The organism is Bradyrhizobium sp. Ses1, assembly GCF_059512365.1.
In genome coordinates this window covers 1-14753 of the sequence record NZ_JCAMOQ010000075.1, presented here as the reverse complement: position 1 = coordinate 14753, position 14753 = coordinate 1, and the positions used below count along the sequence as shown (strand labels likewise).

15 protein-coding genes and 2 pseudogenes are annotated in these 14753 nt (G+C 59.3%); 2 read left to right on the top strand and 15 right to left on the bottom strand.

Translation table 11 applies throughout. The annotated features are described in order from the left end of the window. The first annotated feature begins 322 nt into the window (after positions 1-322). A complete protein-coding gene (locus AC5ZG5_RS42420) occupies positions 323-535 on the top strand; it encodes a hypothetical protein (RefSeq protein ID WP_456646473.1) in 213 nt (70 codons plus the stop codon). Between the two features lie 111 nt (positions 536-646). After that, a complete protein-coding gene (locus tag AC5ZG5_RS42415; RefSeq protein WP_456646474.1) occupies positions 647-1129 on the top strand; it encodes a hypothetical protein in 483 nt (160 codons plus the stop codon). A 456-nt stretch (positions 1130-1585) separates the two neighbouring features. Here AC5ZG5_RS42415 and AC5ZG5_RS42410 read toward each other — a convergent pair whose 3' ends face one another. The 15 genes and pseudogenes from AC5ZG5_RS42410 to AC5ZG5_RS42340 all read right to left on the bottom strand — a co-directional run. Beyond that, complete coding sequence (locus tag AC5ZG5_RS42410; RefSeq protein WP_456646475.1) at positions 1586-1918, bottom strand: hypothetical protein; 333 nt, start codon at positions 1916-1918, stop codon at positions 1586-1588. A gap of 227 nt (positions 1919-2145) precedes the next feature. Next, positions 2146-3552 (bottom strand): annotated as a pseudogene (locus AC5ZG5_RS42405) (S8 family peptidase); the annotation flags it as partial. After that, the gene (locus AC5ZG5_RS42400) at positions 3468-3971 is read right to left on the bottom strand and encodes a S8 family serine peptidase (protein WP_456671288.1); all 504 of its coding nucleotides are present in this window, start codon (positions 3969-3971) and stop codon (positions 3468-3470) included. The pseudogene AC5ZG5_RS42405 and the gene AC5ZG5_RS42400, both read right to left, overlap by 85 nt. 678 nt (positions 3972-4649) lie before the next feature. Then, positions 4650-5651, bottom strand: coding sequence for an AAA family ATPase (locus tag AC5ZG5_RS42395; protein ID WP_456646477.1), 1002 nt, complete (start codon positions 5649-5651; stop codon positions 4650-4652). Positions 5652-6164: 513 nt separating this feature from the next. Continuing rightward, positions 6165-6359 (bottom strand): hypothetical protein, encoded by a 195-nt coding sequence (locus tag AC5ZG5_RS42390; RefSeq protein ID WP_456646478.1) that lies wholly within the window; start codon positions 6357-6359, stop codon positions 6165-6167. 67 nt (positions 6360-6426) lie between these two features. Further along, a complete protein-coding gene (locus tag AC5ZG5_RS42385; RefSeq protein WP_456646479.1) occupies positions 6427-6588 on the bottom strand; it encodes a hypothetical protein in 162 nt (53 codons plus the stop codon). Between the two features lie 165 nt (positions 6589-6753). Continuing rightward, positions 6754-7181 (bottom strand): annotated as a pseudogene (locus tag AC5ZG5_RS42380) (IS21 family transposase); the annotation flags it as partial. Positions 7182-7314: 133 nt separating this feature from the next. Further along, positions 7315-8415, bottom strand: a complete 1101-nt coding sequence (locus AC5ZG5_RS42375) for an aminotransferase-like domain-containing protein (RefSeq protein WP_456646480.1) — start codon at positions 8413-8415, stop codon at positions 7315-7317. Positions 8416-8420: 5 nt separating this feature from the next. Further along, on the bottom strand, positions 8421-9650 hold the full coding sequence (locus AC5ZG5_RS42370) for an extracellular solute-binding protein (protein WP_456646481.1): 1230 nt from the start codon (positions 9648-9650) through the stop codon (positions 8421-8423). 142 nt (positions 9651-9792) lie between these two features. Then, complete coding sequence (locus AC5ZG5_RS42365; protein WP_456646482.1) at positions 9793-10539, bottom strand: alanine racemase C-terminal domain-containing protein; 747 nt, start codon at positions 10537-10539, stop codon at positions 9793-9795. After that, a complete protein-coding gene (locus AC5ZG5_RS42360; RefSeq protein WP_456646483.1) occupies positions 10521-10817 on the bottom strand; it encodes an alanine racemase in 297 nt (98 codons plus the stop codon). The genes AC5ZG5_RS42365 and AC5ZG5_RS42360 overlap by 19 nt, the downstream gene beginning before the upstream one ends. Before the next feature lie 192 nt (positions 10818-11009). Next, positions 11010-12140 carry a hypothetical protein gene (locus AC5ZG5_RS42355; RefSeq protein ID WP_456646484.1) on the bottom strand — a complete coding sequence of 377 codons (1131 nt, stop codon included), beginning with the start codon at positions 12138-12140 and terminating at the stop codon, positions 11010-11012. 145 nt (positions 12141-12285) lie between these two features. Beyond that, entirely contained in the window at positions 12286-13134 is an 849-nt protein-coding gene (locus AC5ZG5_RS42350; protein WP_456646485.1) for a carbohydrate ABC transporter permease, read from the bottom strand. Then, positions 13131-13991: a carbohydrate ABC transporter permease gene (locus AC5ZG5_RS42345; RefSeq protein ID WP_456646495.1), complete on the bottom strand. Its 861-nt coding sequence runs from the start codon at positions 13989-13991 to the stop codon at positions 13131-13133. The genes AC5ZG5_RS42350 and AC5ZG5_RS42345 overlap by 4 nt, the downstream gene beginning before the upstream one ends. Positions 13992-14101: 110 nt before the next feature. Beyond that, positions 14102-14753 (bottom strand): TOBE domain-containing protein (locus AC5ZG5_RS42340; RefSeq protein WP_496165526.1); only part of this gene is annotated, 652 nt, incomplete at its 5' end.

Genomic DNA, 14753 nt, shown 5'->3' with positions numbered 1-14753 from the left:
ATTCAGACTACGCAAAGCGGCTGCAGGCAAGCCATTTTAGCGGGAGTTGGCGTAACCGTCTTGCCCCCTCCTCCTGTTTCGCCGGCTCTCGTGTTGAATGCTCAGGAAGAGGAGGAGGAGGCTAAAGTGAGTTTGTCCTGCCGCGCGTCGACTTCCGCGGCAACGCTCGTACTAAGAGGAAGAAGCCGACTATGTCAACCTTCGACGAGATATTGGACCGCGTTTTTCAACAGATAATTGCCGATAACGTAATGTCGCATGAACAGCTCAGCGAGGCAGCGGCGTCCATCGCGAACGATGTGATGGATCAGCTAGCAGACAGATGCGCAAAGACCTGATACGGCTCGCGTCCGCAACGCTGCGAAAGACTAGACGCGAAACGGCAGGTTTAGAACGACGCAATCTGCAGCGCTGGCGCTGGCCCTTCAACCTCCCTGAGATCATTCTAGAAGTCGCCGCAGAGGTGTATGGTAAATTCAACACCGAATTAGCCCCCTGGCAGTTCAAGAAAAAGATTACCTGTTCGAAGCTCTGACGCTCCTGCATGCGCGCGCGCTCTTGGTCGGGGGCGAGTGCCTATGCCTTTGCTGACGGTGCTCTTAGCCGCTAGCGAACGCTTCACGAACTGAATACGACTGCAGCCTTCTTGCTCAAAAACGACAAGGAGGTAGAGCTGCGGTACCTATTAAGCTTCGAGTTTCAGGCGGTAACGGCCGCGCGTCAAATGAAGCAATACGCCGATCGGTCGAAGATGGACCCGCCCACGGATGATGAAATAGCGGCCTTGGAATCGCGTTGCAGATCGCATGCGGACCGCTTCGGCGAAGACATGCGCTATGAGTATGGTTGGGCGTCCGGCGTGATCGGAAAGAAGGCACCGACCTGCTCGATATCGAGGAGTTCACCGCCTCGATCACTGGCGGCCGCGATTCAAATGGGCTTCCCGACATGCATACGGCGGCCACCGCCCGTTATCGGCGCGTTGCTCGGAACCGCGGAATCGAAAGCACCGGTACTGCTGATTGGGCAAAGCAACTCCGGCATGGTAGACCCTCTCCACATGACCGCGATTTCACGGACACATATTACCGGTCGTTGTTGCTATCGCGACCCGATACCGACCGCATGATCTGCACCAAGGTGTTGATGGGCCTTTCCAACGACGTCGGCCGAGAAGCACTTAAGGTCGACCGCGCGCCACCTTCGACGCAACGCCAAAGGGTCAGCGGTAGCACGTCGCCGGCGACCACAAAAGAGCCGGCCGTCGATATATCTTCGGCTGGCACCTAAATCTCGTGGACTTTCCTCGCTGGACAAAGCGCTGGCGGCTTGCCGCGGACGGCCGCCGGCGCTACACGTCCAACTTCTCCATCTGGCGGCAACGATCACCGCCGATGAGCCGTCAAGCTCTCGGCCGAGATCAAAAGCGCGATGATCGAAGCTGACGCAGCTTAGTCCCGCAGTGGGGTTTCGAAACGCAGGCTGGATGCTTCGAAGCGGTCGCCAAGCCGGCGGCGCTGCCGGTCAACCTGCCCTTCCACCAGTTCGATGACGAGGAGCAACAGGAGTGGGCGCGCAAGTGCTCTTACAAGGTGGGATCGTCGAGCATGGCGGCAATCGCATCTTGAACGCGAGCGCGAATGTTTGGGTGGTCGATCGTCATTTTGTCGAGTGCCGTGAGAACGTTTCGGGCTCGGATCTCTTCACCGAGCTGCTTGACGTGCTTAGGTTGTCTCGTTGCAAGAGCTCGGGGAAATACCAGCTTGTCAATCGCCTCGGTGTCTCGCCGCTCGAGCATGGGCAGGAGATCCCGACTGAACACATACAATAAGGCGGCATCCTCAAGTAAGACCCTGGCGCACAGGGCCGCAGCAAGGGGACGGCCCTCATCGATTTCTTTTACGCCACTCTCGATCAATGAAAGCCCGCGCCGAATGTGGGCCTGAGTATAAATCTCGGTTCACCTGCAGCAGAATTCTAGTCGGGGTGATTCTTCGAAGTCAATGCGGCTAACCTTTCGAACACGGAGGCGCGCAATGGCGGTGTTGGCCGCTTTTGCCCATTCAATTGGCGTACCGGGAGGTACATTTTTGAGATCGAACATTTTCTGTTCCGGACTAACGTTTGCGGCGCGGCTTAAAGCGACTAGATCGGAATTTCGATCGGCACCGGGATGGGTAGACCAATGCTTGTCCGGATCGGCGTGTAAACATCTACTTCCGGGTTAAGCGCTCGGAGCGTGACGATCAGTGCGTACCGGCTCTTGCGATTGCAAATTTCCAAGGATGATCGGTTGCGCCACCATCCATTTACGGGCTTCACGCACAGTGTATCCCGGTCTAGCAGATCGATGGCTGGCCCCGTCCAGACGTCGCAGTGCAGTGACCCCGCGCTGATGCTATCTTCGCCTAGCATCCAATTTGGGTCCGCAGGTTCGAAGGCGGGGCGCCCATGGCCTACGCGCTCTGATACGTTTACCCGCTGCTTGAATCGCGCCACGGTCTCGCGGCGGCGTTGATGGTCGAAACGTAGCCCATGTGACTGGTAGCGCTGCGGGTCAACATTTGCAGACAGCCCGGGGTTGGGATCAACGAAATAGGAGAGTGTTATCTTCAGCTCCACCCGTTCGTTGTTCAACGTTTCCAGCATGCGCGGTGGAATAGGCAGGGTGTAGTAGTGGCACTTGTTGAACCGGCGTCCTGCCCTCGTGAACGGTTGAATTTCCGCCTCCGCGAACAACCCGACGTGATTCGATGCAGAAGCTAACGCGCGCTCGAGACTTGGAACGCCGTACCCAAACCGCCTCACCATCGCATATCGCACACGTTTTGACTGCGTGGAATTCAACTCCTCGAGCATTGCCGGAGTCCATTGGGCGCTGTGCACCATCATAGCTCGTATTGTCTCCGGCCAATAATCCGGATGTTGAGCCTGAATCTGTGCCGCCATACGCGCACCCTGCGCCGCCGCGGCACTAGTCGCGTCAAACGACAGCAACGGCTCTCCGCTAACGTCGTTGCCTGTTGTGAGCAGCGATAGCGAGCCCATCGACAGGCATTCAGTCCGAGCTTGGTTAATCGCACGGTTGCCCGCTTCCAGAACCAGCTCAGGCTTGATGGGCGCCACATTCTGTCGCCACGTAGCGCTCGTCCGGCTGTGCGGGCTCAGCGTCCCCGCAGACGCCATTGCGGTCCAGTTTTCGAATCCTTCGTCGTGTATGTTGACGAGGTCGGTACACCCGCCGATCGTCAGCGCATTCTATGCCTGCGCTGGGTCTTCGATCGGGAAATCATCCTGCTCTTGCAGTCGCGTATAGTCGGTTTCCGGCGGCGTATTGCCCGCCGATAAAATAAACAACCGTTTAGGTCGGTCCGCTTCTGCAACATCCGCGTCGTCGCCGTCGCCTGGCATGCGGCCCATCGCGGCTTGGTCGATAGCCGCGCTCCAACCCGAGGCGGTTGCACCGGTCACGTTTTCATTAGTGACGGCCATACAAAATATGCGCCTGCGCTCGGGAGCCTGGATCTCGGGGAGCGCCACGGCGGCCTGCGTGAGTACGCCATAGCTGCGCGGGTCATTCGCATCAAACTCGTCCGGCGGGAGAAGTTTAACGATTCGAGCCGGTGCCGCAGGCGACGCACCTCGGTGTCACCGAGCGACGCCGTCAAATCGCCATGTAATGCAAGTCCGGCCATTCCTGTGCCGTGTCCGGACTCCTTGTCGTCCTTCCCCCAACGCCTATCAAGCGTGTGCATATCCTGCTCGGCCAGCGCCGGCTCGAGGAGCGCGTGGCCTCGGTTAACGCCCGTGTCCAAAACGCAAACCGAGGGCACATTCGCGCCCGGCCACACCACGCGCTCGGCGAGATCGTCAATCCAATCGTGCTCATCGCCGGAAATGGCATCGGTATAGAAAGAGGCGTTATCACTGGCGCGGCGCAACTCGGCAATGCCGCCCGTTGCGAACAGCATCAGCTCGACAGTTGCCCGCGTACTGTACACTGGGATGACGACAATTTCCGGAAAAAGTAATCGGCGATCGGCAGCCGCCATCCTCACGCCAAGACGCTCCAAAACAGTTTCAACGTCTTCAACGCTGTCACGGTGACACCATAAGCCCCACCAGATCGTATCTTGCGCGCCCCGTGGCAACGCGTCCGGATCGTCAGTCCACGCGCCCGCTAGCCTGAAGTGCCGAAACGCTTCAATCGCCTCCACTTTGGCGCTCTTCGGGGGATTGCCGGTCTGTGGCGACAGATCGCCGGTCAAATAGTCGTTTAGGATTGCAGCCAGCGCCGGCCGCGCCTGATCGGGAACGTAGAGAGCAATCGTGCGCCGCTCGTTGGTTGCATTAAATTTGCTGGCGCCCGCCCGAATACCATCTCTCTTGAGATTGAGCGCTTCGGGATCGGTACCACGCCTCAACTCGACTTCAACGCGCGTGCCTGTAACGGGCGGCAGCCGGTCATCGACAGGCCGCCATTGGTCGGCTATGGCAAGAGCTGCTTCCAGCTCGGCTTGCAGGCGGCGTCCGTGCTCAACGCGGTCGCGCGCGGCAGGGTCGCCGAACGCTCCTTCACTTGAATAATCCTGTTCGGTAGAAAAACGGGCGATGTCAATGTGCGGGAGATTGTAACGTGACGGCATGCCTCATTTGCTTTCCGTATCCAAAAAAGCCGTCCGCATCGCGTGGCGCTCTTGCAAACGGTCAACAATGTCTTCCGTAGAAAGTGACTTGCGTTCATCCAAAATCGCTGTTTTGACAGCGTCATCTGCGGCCCGCACAATTTCAGATTGACTCAGACCTTCGGCAGCGTGGATGATTTGCTTCCACCTTGGAGTCACAGGTTTCATAGGCGCGATATTGGCGCTGATAAGCTGCTTTATCTGCTCCGAGGTTGGCGCGGCGAATTCAAGCACTTGGTCGTATCGTCGCAGGAGCGCTCGGTCGAGGAGCGAGGGGTGGTTCGTCGAACAGACGATAATGCTATCCGTCGAGTTGCCTTCCTCCATGAACTGCAAGAACGAGTTGAGGACGCGACGCATTTCGGCAACGTCGTTCACCGCGGTGCGTTGACCGCCGACTGCGTCAAACTCATCAAACAGATATACACCGCGGCGCTTGGCCGTCTCGTCAAATATCAGCCGGAGCTTGGCGGCGCTCTCGCCCATGTAACGCGTAATCAAACCCTCAAGCCGAATGACGAACAGCGGTAGATGCAACTCGCCTGCCACCGCTTCCGCCGACATCGTCTTGCCGGAGCCGGGCGGGCCAACGAATAAGAGCCGACGGGTTGGCGTCTTGCCGTGCTCGCGCAACCAGTCACGCCGCCTTTGTTGCCGTAGAATGTCGGCAAAGCGCGCCATCAAGCGCTCGTTCAAGACAACGTCCTTGAGCCTATATTTGGGATCACGCATCTCCAGCAGACCTTCGAGGCTGCCGCGTGGAGACGCAAACGGGATAGGCACGGACGCTCCGCGGGACGCTTGTGCGCGTGCTTTCTCAATTTCCTGCCGTAATTCTTCAGCCGTGGTGCGCCGGCCTTGCCGAGCTTCGGCAGCGGCAATCTGCAACGCGATCGAGAAGAACGCGTCGTCGTCTCCTTCGGAGCGGCTTCTCAACAGAGCCAAAATGGCCTTTGCGTTGGACACGGTAAATTCCTTTTGGGCGAGAATCATATACCAGTAAGCCCGTTCGTTCGATAGGGGAGGCCCAACTCAGACGCCAACGTGCCGTTCCGGTATGGTGACGCCCGCTAAGGAGAAGGTTCGTTGGCCGATCGAACGGCCTCAAATCTGAAGGGATTGGGCGCGGGCTGGCACTTCGCACTGTGCGTTGGTGTCACCTTCCGTACGTCAAGAACGGCATAGCGCCTGTCACACCCCCCTGGGACCTCGGTGCATCCACGCCTACAAGCGGACGGCCACCGACAAATGTCGGCCCACGGCGCCGGCGACAGAACCGTCCGGATTGAGCTGTGGAGGTGCATCGTAGTACCCGGCAAGAGCCGCCGTGAGACCGACCTTGCCGACACCACCGAACATACCGGAAAGCGTCTTGTAGTCGTCGCCGGCGCGGTTCGCATTGTCGAGTTCAAGCTGCGCGACAGCGTTCGACCCCTTCTTGAAGCCGCCGATCTGACCGACTTCCTGCGTGTCGCGCGGCTAGCCGCGGCCGATCGAGCCGAACAGGTCACCAAACGAGCGCAGGTTCGCCAGCGCGTCGGCCTGGTTGTTCACGTAGTTGTCTGCGATGGCCGACTTCTTGGCGATCTCACGCTTGACAAGGTCCGACGAAGCCTGCGGCAGCGGCGCCGTCGTGTATGGCGTGTTCGGCGTCGTCACGGGCGCCTTGAACATATCCGCGAGCCGGGCGCGATCGGCATCGAGCTGCGTGTCGAAATTGGCGTAACGGCCGAGCGAGCGGTCAGTGACGCCTTCGCTTCAGCGTCGAGCGCCGCCTGCCGCGCCCGCTCTGCGCCATGACCTGCGCGCGGGCTGCGTTCACCTCGTCGTTGGCTTTGATGGTGAGAAACATCGAAGCGACCGTCGAAGCGCCGCCCAAGCCTAACCATGTGATTGGTTCCATGCGTCACCATCCGCGGCTAGTTAAAGGATGTGCTCACCGTCACAGCGGTGCCACCATCAACAAATTGTCGAACCTGCAGAGAACGCCGATCGGCGTGCCGTCGAACTGGAAGTCCTCGAGGTCCTTGGCAACGGCAGCTTGGCGATGGTGAGCTGGTACTTGGTCGTCCAGCAACCAGGCGTTTAACTCGTCCAGGTTTTTGAACCGCAGCCGCGGCGTGAAGAAGCGTTCCCGGACCAGCCCAACCTGGTTCTCGACCTGCCCCTTCTCCCAGCCAGAGGCCGGCGTGCAGGCAACCGGGTCGACCAGGTAGTGGCTACACATCTGAAGGAAGCGGCGATTGTAGTGACGATCCTTGCCGACAAAGATCGTCTCCACCGCGGTCTTCACGTTGCCGTAGATGCCGCGGCTGCAGGTGCCCTTGAACAGGGCGAACGCCCGGTCGTGGGCGTCGAACACCATCTCCTGCGTCTCCCGCGGATAAGCCCGCACGAACAGCATGCGGCTGTGACAGAGCCGGACATGGGCGGCCTTCACCATCACCTCGTGCCGCTCAGCAAGACCACCTCCTGACTCCAGTCGAATTGAATCGCGGCGGGTGCGCCATTTTCATAATGGACGATCCGAATTCGTCTGGTTCGTTGGAAGTGTGATTTCGCCCTGCGCTGCTTCGAAGACTGGTCAGGTGAATCAGCCGCTATCATTGCGCCGACTATGCGTGCCTCGTCACGGCGCAAGAGCACGCTGCAGCCGACCGAGGGCCTCGCGGAGTTGACCGGAGCTCACATCGGCGAGTGAGATACGGATGCCCGGTGAATCTGCAGTTGGGGCCAATTGATACTCCGACGCACTCCGAACCAGGACGCCATGGTCCTGCGCTGCCTGCCGCATCTGGTCGCCCGTTCGTGCGGGGTCGAGAATCCAGACATGAAGCCCGTTGCCTATCCTGGACAGGTGGTACGGAAGCATCTGCGCGGCCATCGATTGACGCTGTGCCGCATCCGTCCGGATTTCGTCGAGCAACTTCTCGGCTTGCCCTCCCTCCACAAACCGGGTGGCGACCGCTGCGCTCAAGGTGGAAGCGTACCACAGCGCCGTGGCGTTAAACGGCTCCATCACCTCTGCAAGGCGGTGCGCGTCCGGTGCCACGACATACGCAATGCGGAGGCCTACGAAGGCGCATTTTGACAGACCGGTGATTGTCCATGTGATGTCCGGCGCCACATCACTGAGTGGCGGTGGCGCATGATAAGGGATGAGACCTTGTGCCTCGTCTTCGATGATGGTCACGCCGTGACGGCGCGCAACCTCCGCGACGGCGAGCCGGCGCTCCAGCGGCATGATGCTTGCCGTCGGGTTCTGTGCGGTAGGGATGCAATAAAGCACTTTAGGCGCATGCCGTTGGCACAGTTCATCAAGGGCATCCGGGGAAATGCCGTCATCATCCAGGGGAACGCCCAGCATCTGGAAACCCATGAGTTCCGACGCCTCGCGGATTTGACGGTAGGTCATCTCCTCGGCAAGCACTGTGCTGTCTCGTCCGGCCAGAGCGGCAAGCAGGACGAACAGGATGTTTTGTGTGCCGCTCGCGAGGAAGACCCGCGCCGGATCCAGCGGCAGGCTGTAGCGCTGTCCGAGGAAGGCTGCGGCCGCGCAACGGTCGCGCCACGTGCCGAGCTTGCGATGCTGGCGCAGTTCGTCCGCCGGCAACCACTCTGCGAGCAGAGCCTCAAGGGCTTGTCGAGGAAGCTGGTCGCTTCCAGCGACCAGCGGAGAGGTTACACGTCGGAGGTCAATCTCGACGTTCGCATGCTCATTCACGTCCATATGTCTCACTTCTGCAGGAGTACCGCTGCTTTCGCTACCATGGCCTGGATCGCTTCTTCCGGCGTTGTTTTCAGGGCCGCCAGCTTCTGCAGCTCATCGAGGATCGCTTGATCTAGCTTCGGACCATTGGGACCAGGAAAAGTCGGCCACGCCGTCAGATGATCGATCGTGTTCGCCACGATTCGTTTCGCAGGATCGGCAGCGTAACGCTCGCCGAGGAATGCAGGATCGTTGATCGCCGTTTTATTCAATGGCATGAACCCGGTGAGGCGCCCAACGACCGCCTGCCCCTTGGCGGAGGACGCATACTTCACATAATCCCAGGCCTGACGCTGAGCCACGGCATCGTCAGTCAGCAAGACTGCAGCCATGCCGGAAGGTGGCAACTTGCCGTTCTCGGCCAAGGGCATCGGGACGACGCCGATTTCGAAATGGCCAGCGGCGGATTTCTGGTGTCCTGGCAAACCGCTCGATGTATCGACGAGTATGCCCAGCGTACCAGCCGCAAAGGCCTGGCGTGCCTGTGACCTGGTCATGTCGACACCGCCGCGCAGCTTCGCGATTTGAGTGAAAATCTGTAATGCCGCGAGCCCTTGCGGGGAGTCGAACGCGATCGCCTTTCCGTCGTCACTCAGGATTTTCCCACCCTGGCTAAGGACAAGACCCATAAAGGTCCAACTACCTGGTGAATCGTAGGAGAAGTAGATCCTGCCGCTACGGGCCTGTATCTTTCCGGCAAGTGCGAAAATATCCGGCCAGTTGCGCGGCAGGTTATCGGGATCCCCGCCCGCCTGCTTCACGAGCGCCTTGTTAAACATCACGATCTGGAACGATGTGCCGAGCGGAATGCCGTATGTCTTTCCCTGGCATCTGCCGATGTCGAGGATTTGCGATGACAGGCCCTGGTTCTTCCAATCCGGATCCTGATGGATGAGACCGTCGAACGGCTTAGCGAGCCCGCGTTCAGCCAGAATGCAGATATTGTTGAGACCCTGGTAGGAAAGGTCCTGTTTTGCGCCGATGATCGCGTCGCGCAGCGTGACCTGCAACGCTTCAGTATAGTCCGCGGCGACGGTGAACTTCACCTGCTCGCCAGTGTGGGTAGCGGCAATCTCCGCGGCGAAGGCCTCGTGGACGGGCTTCATGAGTTGCGGATCGCTATAGAGCACCGAAAGATCGCGCGCCGATGCCGTGTTAGCGACGAACAGACCGCAGACCAGACTCAGGGAAGCCATACAAAGGGATCGATATCGGTATTTCATGATAGTTCAACACCTCGCACGACGCTTCCTGCGGTGAGGTGGGTGTCAGCGAGAAGAACAATTTTCATATGAGCCGCCCGTTTGTTTGAGCCGTATCTTTCTTGTGATTGACCATTTACGTTATGAAAACGTTAGGCGACCGGCTGCTCATTCTTGCCAAGACAGCACTTTGGTCTGTTCCCTGCCAGGTTGACAGATCATCCAACGTGATTGCGTCGTTCCCGTCAGTCCCGACGATTGTCACCTCTTCGCCGTTTTGCAGAGCTGGCAAACGGGACAGATCGATAACCGAGAGCTCTGAGTTCACGGCTAGGGCTGGAGCCCTCTCGCCCCTGATAAGAACATATGCTGTCTGACTAGATGCCGGTTGTGCATAACCGTCGCGCCACCCAAACGAGATCATACCGATTGTGCCTGAAAACGGCCGGGCCGCGCGCCCCTGCGTGCCGGTGGTCATTATTCCTACAGTCTTTCCGGGAAAATTCGGATGCACCTGTATGAGTCGCGATTTGACCGCGCGGTGAACGGGGCGCAGGGACGAAAAGTCGGCCAAATCGCGCGGGGCGGATGCCTTTCCGTAGAGCAGACTGCTGATGGCGACAGCCTTGCAGTTGTCCTTGAGCTCCAGAATAACAGCGTTGCTGGCGCGTGCCTGTGTCACGGGAACAGTAAGACCCTCGCGACGTAACGCTTCGACCATGTTGCAGAACTCCGTAGTCCTCTCTTGCGCGAACTCCATGCCCGGAGCGTCTATGAACGGCAGGTGCATATATACTGCCTCCACCAAAACGTTTTCATGCCAGCGATCTCGCGAATCGCGGATTTGGCTTTGGGGAATGGACATCAACTTTGATGTGGACATTCATTTCCTGCCCCCGCCGAGACGGCCCTCGTCAATTCCAAGTTGTGGATGGTGGGAGTCAGACCGTGCCTCAAGTAAAGAGGAATGCCTTCCGGCAAGGCCGCAGCGAACATAATCAGCTGCATATCCGGTAGTGCTGCTCGAACCATAACCGCCTCGTCGAGCGTACCGCAACACAATGCATCGACACGGAGGTCGGAGAGGCGTTTAGCGACTTCAAGAACATCACGGCCGTAAGCACCCGTCTTGATACGTGTGAAACCTGACGTCCGGGCCAACCATACGCCTTACGACGCTTACGTTCTGGTCAAGGGCCATCAGATCGATCTCTACCCAGTTCGGTCGTGTCGGAGAGATCGCAAGATCCGTTTGCATTGAGATCTCCCCTTCGTATTTCATGACTTGTTTCGTTGGCCTCTACCACGTTGGTTCTCCTGCTCAAGCGTTATCGCGTGCGGGGGTGACGATAGTCACGAGCGACCTCCCAGGTGGGGTTGGTCCGAGAACGGCGTGGCGCAAGCGAGGATCGTCTCGACTTTGAAGCGAAAGCCATGCGCCTCATCAATGAGACTAGCAATGTGGGCAACTGTCGCTTCAGCGCCCCGCGCACCGACGAAAAAGAAATGGCCGCCCTGAATCTCCCGGTAGAGCCTCGACGGCAACGTTTCAATGAGCGTGCGCAAGCTCGTCCACTGGTCGGCCCCTAGATTGAGCGGGGCGGCTTCTGCGCGAATGCGCTGGGTGTTGAAGAAATGCCAAGCAGTTCGATCGCCTAGCGCGTGTCTCTCGTCGCCCCGATCAGTGGGCACAATCATCGCGGTCAAGGGAAACTCCGCAAACCGCGTGGCACCCATGTCCTCTTGGGCTTGCTCGAGATCCCAACCCGGCCCCGAAGACGAGTAGCGTTGCGCAGTACCGCGAAGCATAATGGGCGTGTTGCACATATAATCTCGTAAATAGATCTCTTCATCGAGGATTGAGCGACCGTTGTCGTGTCCCTGGTCGGCAAGCCCAGCAAGAAACTTTTGAATGTGGCGATCACGGATTCCGTTGGGCGCTCCGGTGACGGTTCGCGCCCACAGACCTTGCGAAGTTAACGGTTCGCCGCCCGACCCGACCAAAACGAGACCTGGAAGCGGCGGCACGGCGGCGAGCGAGAGAAAGCAGATCGCATCGACACCGTGTCGGACGAGCGCGGCATTCACCGCCGCAACCGAACGCCCGGCCATGCTCCACATGGCGACAGCGACTTGGCGCTCCGGGGTCTCGCGCAGCACGGCCGACGTGATGGCACCGACCCAGTCAGCCCAAGCAGCGATTGTCAGATCCGACACGGCGGCCCCGATCGCGGGATGATCGCTCGGATAGGAAAGTCCGAGTAAACCCATCCTGTGCCGTTCAAGCCAGTAGTCCAGGAAATCGAGGCGGCGGGAACCGGGGTCGCCGTAAGCAATTCGTGCAAGATTCCCACCGCCCGGCAGAAAGACCAAAAGTGGGCGATCGGGGTCTCCAGGTCTAAGATACCGCAGACCTGCGATACCAGCGTGCTCGATGCGCTTCTCTCCGGAGAACAGGGCGGATTGCGTATGGACTTCGAACATATGCGGGATTTACAGTTGTACAGTGGGGTATCTACAACGTTTCTGCGTAGGCTGCAGACGTACCGAACAAGACTGCGGCAAGGGACAAGCCACACATGAGTTGTTTGCGCGCGCTCACAATATTATCTTCCGTTGAGTTTGGAATTTACTTGATGCCGCCTCTGGTCAGCCCCTCAACGAACCACCTTTGGGCAGCGAGAAAAGCGACCATGAGCGGGAGGACGACAAGCGTTGACGCGGCCGTGAGGGGACCGTAGTCTTTGCCGGCCTCCTCGTTCATGAAGAACATGATGCCGAGCGGCGGCGGCATGAGCGACCGGTCTTGTACTGCGATCAAAGGCCAGAACAGGTCATTCCAGTGGCCGACGACCGAGAAGATTGAGAAGGCGATGATCGCCGGCAGCGCCATCGGCACCATGATTGTCCAGACGATGGCGAGCTCCGAGAGACCGTCGAGGCGAGCGGCATGGATCACGTCATCAGGAATGGTCTTGAAGAACTGACGGAACAGGAAAATCCCGAACGGCGAGACGACGTAAGGGAAGACGAGCGCCGCATAGGTGTTGAGGATACCTAACTGGTAGCCGAAGATAAACAGTGGCAGCGAGAGAACTTGGTGCGGTAGCAGTAAACCGATAAGTACCATACCGAAGAGCAGGTCGCGGCCGGGAAACCGCAGCTTGGCGAGCGCATAGGCGCAAGGAGCGCAGACGAGGATCTGCAGCGCTAGGATCAGAGAGCATACGATCAGGCCGTTGCCCATGTAGCGAGGCAGCGGCGCTTGAGTCAGCGCTTTGGTATAGTTCTCGACGCCGTAGAATTGTGCGGGCCAGAAGGAGAAGGACGCGCGGAAGATCTCGCCGGGCGGCTTGATCGACAGCGAGACCATCCATACGATGGGGACGAGAATGAGCGCTCCGGTGACGATCAATACGGCATGTCGAAGAATTGCGGCAGGTCGCCACAGAAAATTGGCGGAGGTGGTGAAGCTCATTGATAGTGCACCTTCCTGTCCATAACGCGGGTCTGGACGAGAGTGAGCGTCACGACGATCGCGAGAAAGACGACGGCAACGGCAGCGCCATATCCGGTGCGCAGATATTCGAAACTTTCCCGATAGAGCGTGTAGAGCAGAACGTCGGAAGCGTGGCCGGGCCCACCTTGGGTAAGCACCCTTACCGTGTCGAAGCACTCGAACGCCCTCAGCGCCACGACGATGACAACGAACATCGACACCGGCCCGAGCATGGGCAAGGTGACAGTGCCTAGCCGATCAAGCCAGAGGTCCGCACCGTCGACGTCGGCGGCATCGTAGAGATCCTTCGGGATGCTTTTGAGGCCAGCGAGAAACAAGACCATCGCGTAGCCGAGGTTCTGCCAAATGCCTATAACTGCCAGCACCGGGAGGGCGGTATTCTCGTCGCGCAGCCAGTTGGCGGTCGGCAGGTCGAGGGCGGCGAGCGTCTGGTTGACGAGGCCGATCGTGGGATGCAGCAGCGCCTCCCAGGCGACCGCCATGGCCGTGAGTGTCGCCATGAAGGGAACGAAGTGGATGGCGCGGTAGAAAGCGCGGCAGGAATTTCGGCTTTCGATCAGGAGCGCTATCAGAAGACCGAGTAAGACAGTGCCCGGCACCACGATGACAACGTACACGGCTGTGTTGACGAGCGAGGCCCTGAATCCCGCGTCGGAGAAGACCTCGCGGAAGTTGGCGAGGCCGACGAAAGACAGGGAGCGCGCGCCGAACTGCCAGTCGGTGAGCGCGATGACGAAGACGCCGATCACCGGCAAGAAGAACAGGACGAACAGAAAGAAGACTGCAGGCCCGGCGAGCGTCCAGGCCACCAGCATTTCAGTAACGATACGCCTGCGCGCCGGCGAGACGGCGGGGAATGGCAAGTTTCGCACGCCATTGGTCGCGGAAGGCTCGTTGGATGCGCCGGATAGAGCAAAAGGCTCGCTCACCGCGAGACCTCCCGGATCGGCGTGACCGACCTCCGGCCGGATTCCACTTGCTGGCGCAAACGCCGCCCATCACGGGCGAAGAGAAGCACGCGGTCCGGTCGGACGCCGACATGTAAGGTCTGACCTGGCGCGATATGAGGCGCCCGTTCCGCGAGGAGCCTTGCGATAAGCGGATGATTGATGCCCGCCAGATCGAGGTGAACAAAGAGATCAGAGCCCATATGCTCGATCAGGCGCACTGAACCGGTCAGCTCGCCCTGCCCACCGTGGTCCGCGAGATGGAAAGCTTCAGGCCGAATGCCGAGGGTAAGATGCGTGCCGGCGAGTGCATGGGCCTCGATCCTGAGCGTCGATCCGGCCACGTCGATCAGGCCGGGTTCGCGCACTACGCCATTGAGCATGTTGATTTTGGGCGACCCAATGAATTCGGCAACGCGCCGGTTGTCGGGATCCGCATAGATGTCCTGCGGCGGAGCGATCTGCAATAACTCGCCGTCGAGCATCACCGCCACCCGGTCTGACAGCGTCATGGCCTCGGCCTGATCATGGGTGACATAAACGAAGGTGCCCCCTAGCCCGCATTTCTCACGGTGTTGAGGCGCATCGGGGCGCGAATCAGCGAAAGTTCTTTTGCGAGAAGGACTTTGC

Bases quoted from the DNA above. Each gene is read 5' to 3' on its own strand.
- AC5ZG5_RS42375 (WP_456646480.1), bottom strand. From the start codon at position 8,415: ATGGACGTGAATGAGCATGCGAACGTCGAGATTGACCTCCGACGTGTA.
- AC5ZG5_RS42400 (WP_456671288.1), bottom strand. From the start codon at position 3,971: ATGCTGTTCGCAACGGGCGGCATTGCCGAGTTGCGCCGCGCCAGTGAT.
- AC5ZG5_RS42370 (WP_456646481.1), bottom strand. From the start codon at position 9,650: ATGGCTTCCCTGAGTCTGGTCTGCGGTCTGTTCGTCGCTAACACGGCA.
- AC5ZG5_RS42390 (WP_456646478.1), bottom strand. From the start codon at position 6,359: ATGTTCAAGGCGCCCGTGACGACGCCGAACACGCCATACACGACGGCG.
- AC5ZG5_RS42345 (WP_456646495.1), bottom strand. From the start codon at position 13,991: ATGCTGGTGGCCTGGACGCTCGCCGGGCCTGCAGTCTTCTTTCTGTTC.
- AC5ZG5_RS42385 (WP_456646479.1), bottom strand. From the start codon at position 6,588: ATGGAACCAATCACATGGTTAGGCTTGGGCGGCGCTTCGACGGTCGCT.
- AC5ZG5_RS42350 (WP_456646485.1), bottom strand. From the start codon at position 13,134: ATGAGCTTCACCACCTCCGCCAATTTTCTGTGGCGACCTGCCGCAATT.
- AC5ZG5_RS42355 (WP_456646484.1), bottom strand. From the start codon at position 12,140: ATGTTCGAAGTCCATACGCAATCCGCCCTGTTCTCCGGAGAGAAGCGC.
- AC5ZG5_RS42420 (WP_456646473.1), top strand. From the start codon at position 323: ATGCGCAAAGACCTGATACGGCTCGCGTCCGCAACGCTGCGAAAGACT.
- AC5ZG5_RS42365 (WP_456646482.1), bottom strand. From the start codon at position 10,539: ATGTCCACATCAAAGTTGATGTCCATTCCCCAAAGCCAAATCCGCGAT.